This window comes from Nitrococcus sp. (assembly GCF_059432795.1).
The window spans coordinates 1-6,592 of record NZ_JBXWZQ010000228.1; the positions used below are offsets into that span (position 1 = coordinate 1).

Below are 6,592 nucleotides of genomic sequence, written 5' to 3' on the forward strand. Positions count from 1 at the left end.
GAATCAATTGCACTTCCGGTGTGTCATCCGGCCGCTCTTCGCGGCTTACATCCTCCACCGCCTGAGCCGTGTCACGCAGGCGCTGTTCGTATCGATCGCTCAGTGTCAGCCGCGCTCCCTTACGCGCGAACGCCACGGCGATCGCACGGCCAATGCCGTTGCCGGCACCCGTGATAAAAGCCGACTTTCCTGCGATTTGCATCGCTTTTCCTCCCTAGTACTCGAATGCTAGGCCGGTGCCCGGGCAGGACTGCCCTAACGGCGAGCGGCTGCGAAGCGCGGCGGGCGCGACAGACCCCATCGCCTACCCACATGGCTCACTATGCCACAACTGCGCGGAGCCGGACTGCGCTACAGGAAGACGAACGCTACCATAACGTGGTTCACTACAGCGTTTGCCATGATGCCACCCAAACCGATGTTGATTCGAGGGTGCGCTCGACATATCCCCGGTGTGGATCCCATCAGTTGCCAGTGAGATGAGCGCGAATCCGATGGCCACGAGTACCGACTCAAAACAAAAAATTGCTACCTTGGACAATGTTCGATGGGAGGAGCACCGTGAGGGCGATCGCCGTTGCCCGAGGTGCTCGACCGGGTTTCCGCAACCGTGCAGCTGCGGCGGGATGATTCATGCCACGATCGCGCGTATCCCCGGCAACGGCTTTATTCAGCTCACTCGCTGCGAGCGTTGTCGGCAACCGCGAGGATAAGCTCGGTTGTCTGCCACAATCGAAGTCATCGAGACGATGACTCCAGCCACCTTGTCTGTCGCGCGACTCGGTAAATTAGCGGGACACGGCTGGGCCAATCGGTCAGCAAGGGCGCCGAGCGCATGAATGCGAGCATCGACGCGCTGGATCGCCAAACGATCGTCGCCATCGCCCGAGGCGAGGCCGGCATTGCCCTGCCGCTGCCGCCGCGCACCGTCGCCCGCATCGAGCAAGCGCGCCGGCGCCTTGCCGTGCTCGCCGCTGGCGAGGCGCCGGTCTACGGCGTAACCACGGGGCTCGGAGCGTTGGCCACGACCGCAATCGCACCAGCGCAGCGCCGCGAGGTGCAGCATGCGCTGCTGCGCAGCCATGCGGCCGGCGTGGGTCGAACCATCGAGCCGGAAACGGTGCGGGCCATGATGGCGATCCGGGTGAAGACCTTGGCCATGGGCTACTCCGGCGTGCGTTTGCAGCTCGTAGAAGCGCTCATCCGAATGCTCAATGCCGGTGTGCTGCCCGCCGTCCCGGAACACGGCTCGCTGGGAGCGAGCGGCGACCTCGCGCCGCTCGCACACATCGGATTGTGCCTCTGCGGGGAAGGATGGGCCGTGGTCGGCAAGGAGCGTGTCGCCGCGGCGGCCGTACTAAAAGCCAACGGACTCGCCGCCGTTGACCTCGAGGTGAAGGAAGGGCTGTCACTGGTCAACGGCACCGATGGCATGCTGGCAATGCTTATCCTTGGCCTCGAGCGCCTCGGTCAGCTGCTGGATACGGCTGATCTCACGGCGGCGATGAGCATCGAAGCGGGATTCGGCACCGACCGCGTATTCCAGGACGCGCTGCAGCGCCTGCGCCCGCACCCCGGACAGCAGGTGGTGGCGGCGCGCCTGCGCCGGCTCCTACACGGCAGCGCGATACTCGCGCACCATCGCCAATCAGCGCATCTGGTGCAGGACGCCTATTCATTTCGCTGCACGCCGCAAGTGCATGGCGCGGCCCGGGATACGGCCGAGTACGCGGCACAGGTGGCGGAGCGCGAGCTGCTAGCGGTAACCGACAACCCCGTGGTGCTCACGGACGGCCGCGTCGAGAGCAGCGGCAACTTCCACGGCGAGCCCTTGGCCTTCGCGCTGGATTTTCTCGCCATCGCCGCCGCGGAACTCGGCGCGATCGCCGAGCGGCGTATCGACCGCCTGCTGGATCGCCACCGCTCCGAAGGCTTACCGGCTTTCCTTACCCCCGAGCCCGGAACCAACTCGGGACTGATGATCGCGCATGACACCAGTGCCGAGCTGGCCGAGGAAAACCGCCGCCTCGCCAGTCCGGCCAGTGTCGGCACACTGCCGACCTCGGCCATGCCCGAGGACCACAACTCCATGGGCTGGAGCGCGGGGCGCAAGCTGTTTCGCATTTTGGACAACATCACCGCCGTACTGGCGATCGAGGCACTGTGCGCCGCGCAGGCGCTGGACCTCAGAGCGCCGTTGACACCCGGCCCAGCCACGGCGAGCGCGCGCGAACGGCTGCGCCGCGAGGTGCCCTTCCGCTCCCGCGACGCCTTCGCCGCGCAGGATATCGATACCGTCATCGACTTAATCGATCGTGGCGCTCTGATCGAGGCCACGCGGCCACTTCTCGGCTAGGCAGGAGCTATACGGGAATCTCTCGGCAGTGGCCTCGGTAAGCGCGGACCGACGGGCCGGTAGATCCAGGCAGGGATCGGAAACATGGCAGCAGGATCCAAAAAGGTCATTATCGCCGCCCTCATCGGCAACAGCTTGATCGCGGCGACGAAATTTGCCGCGGGCGCTCTCACCGGCAGCTCGGCCATGCTCTCCGAGGGTATTCATTCGGTCGTAGACACCGGCTATCAAGGATTGCTGCTGCTCGGCCTCGCCCGATCGAGGAGACCGGCCAATGCCCAACACCAGTTCGGTCACGGCAAGGAAGTTTACTTCTGGTCCTTCGTCGTGGCGATTCTGCTCTTCGCCCTCGGCGCCGGGATCTCCATTTACGAGGGAGTCGACCACATCCTGGCGCCGCAGCCGATCGTCAACCCCATGGTCAACTACGTCGTGCTTGGCCTCGCCATGATCTTCGAGGCAGGGGCCTGGTACGTGGCCTTTCGCGAATTCAAGCGCGCAAAAGGCAACCTCGGCTATTTCGAGGCCGTGCACAAGGGCAAGGACCCGACGCTGTTCGTCGTGCTCTTCGAGGACTCCGCCGCCACGCTCGGGCTGCTGGTAGCGTTCGCGGGCATTTTCATCGGCCAGCTGACCGGCAACCTCTATTTCGATGGGGCGGCCTCCATCGTCATCGGTTTGATCCTGGGCGGTACGGCGGCGTGGCTCGCTTACGAGACCAAGGGCTTATTGATCGGCGAAAGTGCGGGAGCCGATACGGTGAACGGCATCCGGGAGATCGCGCGCACCACCGCGGGAGTCATTCGCGTGAACGAGGTGCTCACCATGCACATGGGACCGGAGTACATCCTGGTCAATATCAGCGCCACCTTCGCGGATGACATGCCGGCAGCGGAGATCGAGCACAATATCGCCACCATGGATAAGAAAATAAAAAGCGCTTATCCGTTCATCCGGCGGGTTTTCATCGAGGCCGAAGACCGACATCCGCGCGCAACCGCATAGCCTCGGGCACTGCAAACGTATCAGCGTTCACCGTCAACGGCCGCTCGCAGGCCACATCGTGATCCGGACATGTCGACAGTTGATCTCATCACCGAACAACGCATCGCCGAGGCCATCGAGCGCGGCGAGCTATCTGACCTCCCCGGCGCGGGCAAGCCGCTCGCGCTCGACGACGATGCGCTGATTCCCCAGGAGTTGCGCCTCGCCTATCGCGTGCTGAAGAACGCCGGATTCGTGCCGCCCCAAGTCGAGCGGCTGAGCGAGATCCGCGAGCTGGAGCAACTCATCTCGACCCGCGATGACGCCGGGCCGCGCCGGCGCGCCGTGATGCGCCTCAATTTGCTGCGGGCACAGACGCCGGCCGGCCGCCGCCACGGCGATTTGCGGATCGAAGAGCGGTACCTCGAGAAATTTTGCAAACGCCTCGGAGGCGGGTAGCGGCGGCCGCCACGCGAGGGCGCGCTGCGCTGTGGATTCCTCCGAGAGGGAGGCGTTATGCTTTTTACATTCATGGGCCGTCCGGGACCGTAACAACCATGCCGAGGTCCGAGAAAGCGCCTTTGGAGCCGCCCCCTTTCGATTGCATCGCCCTTATCCTGCAGGGCGGAGGCGCGCTCGGCGCCTATCAGGCGGGTGCCTATCAGGCCTTGGCCGAAGGCGGTTTGCATCCCGATTGGCTGGCCGGCATCTCGATCGGCGCGATCAACGCGGCGATCATCGCCGGCAACCGGCCCGGGCAACGGGTCGAGCGGCTGCGTGACTTCTGGCAAACGGTCTCGACGGATCATGGCTGGGCCGATCTCGTCGAGCTAACGGTTCCGTTCGCCCGGGGGAACGCGGCACGCGGCCTGTTCAGCCAGTGGAGCTCGACCCATGCGTTGCTCACCGGGCAGCCGGGCTTTTTCGAGCCGCGCGTGCCTCCTGCGTGGATGCATGCGCCGGGAACCCCCGAGGCAACCAGCTACTACGACACTTCGAAGCTGCGCGCCACGCTCGAGGCACTCGTCGACTTCGACTACCTCAATGCGGGCGAGATCCGCCTCAGCGTCGGCGCGGTCAATGTGCGCACCGGCAACTTCACCTATTTCGACAGCGAACACCGTGAGCTTCGGCCCGAGCACATCATGGCGAGCGGCGCACTTCCGCCGGGCTTTCCCGCCGTCGAAATCGACGGTGAGCGCTATTGGGACGGCGGCCTGGTTTCCAACACGCCGTTGCAGTGGCTGCTCGAGAGTCAGCCGTTCGTCGATACGCTCGCCTTCCAGATCGATCTGTGGAGCGCGCTCGGAACCTTCCCCAACAATCTTGCCGAGGTGGCGGAACGCCAGAAGGATATCCAGTATTCGAGTCGCACGCGACTCAACACCGATCAGTTCCGGAATCGGCAGAACATGCGCCGGGCGGTGGCGGCGCTGCTCGACAAGCTGCCGCCGGAGCTCGCCGACGAGCCCGAGGTAAAGTATCTGCGCGAGCAGGCCAACCACCACGTCTTCAACATCGTTCACCTGATCTATCGGCGAAAGAGCTATGAGAGCCATTTCAAGGATTATGAATTCTCGCGCGTGGCCATGAACGATCACTGGCAGGCCGGGCACAACGACGTGCGACGCGCGCTGCGCCACGCCGACGTGTTGAAACGCCCGCAAGGCCTGAATTGCGTCGTCACCCACGACATCAACAGTGGCCACTACGACTGACGGTGACGCCACCCGCGCTGGGCATGAAAAACCACCGCGATGAGAGGGAACGAGGGATGCGGTTGAAGGACAAGGTCGCGATCATCACGGGCGCGGCCAGCGGCATCGGCAAGGAGATCGCGCAACGCTTTGCGCGTGAGGGCGCGAAGGTGGCAATCGCCGATCTCGATCGCGACGGTGCCGCGCGGGTAGCGCAGGAGCTCGAATCGAGCGGTCTTGAGGCGATCGGCGTCGCGATGGATGTCACCGACGAGGCGCAGGTCGATGCCGCCACCGCCCGTGTGGTGGAGGCGCTCGGCGGTGTCGACATTCTGGTGAGCAACGCCGGCATTCAAATCGTCGATCCGCTCGAGGAGTTCGAATTCGGCCAGTGGAAGAAACTGCTCGCCATTCATCTCGACGGTGCCTTCCTGACCACCCGCGCGGCATTGCGCCAGATGTACCGGCAGCAACGCGGCGGCAGCGTGATTTACATGGGCTCGGTTCACTCCAAGGAGGCTTCGGCGTTGAAGGCGCCCTACGTGACCGCCAAGCACGGCCTGATCGGCCTCGCCAAGGTGGTCGCCAAGGAAGGGGCCAAGCACGGCGTGCGCGCCAACGTGGTTTGTCCGGGTTTCGTACGCACGCCGCTGGTCGACAAGCAGATCCCCGAGCAGGCCAGGGATCTCGGAATTTCCGAGGAGGAAGTCGTCAAAAACGTCATGCTCAAGGAGACCGTGGACGGTGAGTTCACGACCGCGCAGGATGTCGCCGAGGCGACGCTGTTTTTCGCTTCCTTCGAGAGCAATGCGCTCACCGGCCAATCGCTGGTCGTGAGCCACGGCTGGTTCATGCAATAGGCGCCTTTGCCCGGGACAGTTTTCCCGCTTGCGGGCCGCGCAAGCCGCCTCCGGCTTCGGCCTTGGAAAGCGCCAATGCCACGGGAATCGAGATGAGCATTGAAGTCGCACTATCCGCTCTCGCCGATACCGTAGCGCGCTATCGCTTTGCCTACCTCCTCACGGTCGGCGAGCTCGGACCGCCCCATGCGGTGGCGGTGACGCCGCGCGTCGATTCCGGCGTGCTCGAGGTGAGCGGTACCGGCAGGCGCACCCGGGAAAACGTCCAGACCCGGCCGGATGTCACCTTGGTCTGGCCGCCCACCTCGGCGGAGACGTTTTCGCTGATCGTCGACGGGCAGGCCGCAGTACGCGGGGAGGCGCTGCGCATTACGCCGCTGCGCGCCGTGCTGCATCGCCCCGCCCCCTAGTCCCGAACCGCTTGCGGGCCCAATACCGATTGCACCGGTCCCTCGCAGGACGCCGCGCGATTCTTTTTCCGCACCTTCCCCTGCTCCTGCCCCCTCGTTCGGTCGGTTGCCTGCGGCACCTCGGTGTGCGCCCAACCGGTGGGCAATACGCATGCTGCGCCCCGGCCGCTGCAAGGATCGAGAGGCGGTGGATAGCGAATCGCAAGGAACTCCAGGCGGTGGCGTTTATCTACAGAAGTACGCGGTACCGCGACGCTCAAATCTTGTCTTTTCGAATGAGCTTAG

General features: G+C 64.5%; 7 protein-coding genes. 6 read left to right on the top strand and 1 reads right to left on the bottom strand.

What is annotated here, in order from left to right; genetic code table 11:
- Positions 1–202 (bottom strand): SDR family NAD(P)-dependent oxidoreductase (locus AC52Q4_RS16180; RefSeq protein ID WP_495537832.1); only part of this gene is annotated, 202 nt, incomplete at its 3' end.
- Between the two features lie 633 nt (positions 203–835).
- Between AC52Q4_RS16180 and hutH the strand changes: the two genes are divergently transcribed.
- From hutH to AC52Q4_RS16210, 6 genes are all read left to right on the top strand, one after another.
- The gene (gene hutH, locus AC52Q4_RS16185) at positions 836–2,356 is read left to right on the top strand and encodes a histidine ammonia-lyase (protein WP_495537833.1); all 1,521 of its coding nucleotides are present in this window, start codon (positions 836–838) and stop codon (positions 2,354–2,356) included.
- A gap of 84 nt (positions 2,357–2,440) precedes the next feature.
- Positions 2,441–3,361 carry a cation diffusion facilitator family transporter gene (locus AC52Q4_RS16190; protein WP_495537834.1) on the top strand — a complete coding sequence of 307 codons (921 nt, stop codon included), beginning with the start codon at positions 2,441–2,443 and terminating at the stop codon, positions 3,359–3,361.
- 69 nt (positions 3,362–3,430) lie between these two features.
- Complete coding sequence (locus AC52Q4_RS16195; protein WP_495537835.1) at positions 3,431–3,799, top strand: DnaJ family domain-containing protein; 369 nt, start codon at positions 3,431–3,433, stop codon at positions 3,797–3,799.
- Between the two features lie 98 nt (positions 3,800–3,897).
- On the top strand, positions 3,898–5,058 hold the full coding sequence (locus AC52Q4_RS16200; protein WP_495537836.1) for a DUF3734 domain-containing protein: 1,161 nt from the start codon (positions 3,898–3,900) through the stop codon (positions 5,056–5,058).
- A 62-nt stretch (positions 5,059–5,120) separates the two neighbouring features.
- On the top strand, positions 5,121–5,897 hold the full coding sequence (locus AC52Q4_RS16205) for a 3-hydroxybutyrate dehydrogenase (protein ID WP_495537837.1): 777 nt from the start codon (positions 5,121–5,123) through the stop codon (positions 5,895–5,897).
- Positions 5,898–5,989: 92 nt separating this feature from the next.
- Complete coding sequence (locus AC52Q4_RS16210; protein WP_495537838.1) at positions 5,990–6,307, top strand: pyridoxamine 5'-phosphate oxidase family protein; 318 nt, start codon at positions 5,990–5,992, stop codon at positions 6,305–6,307.
- The last annotated feature ends 285 nt before the right edge of the window (positions 6,308–6,592 follow it).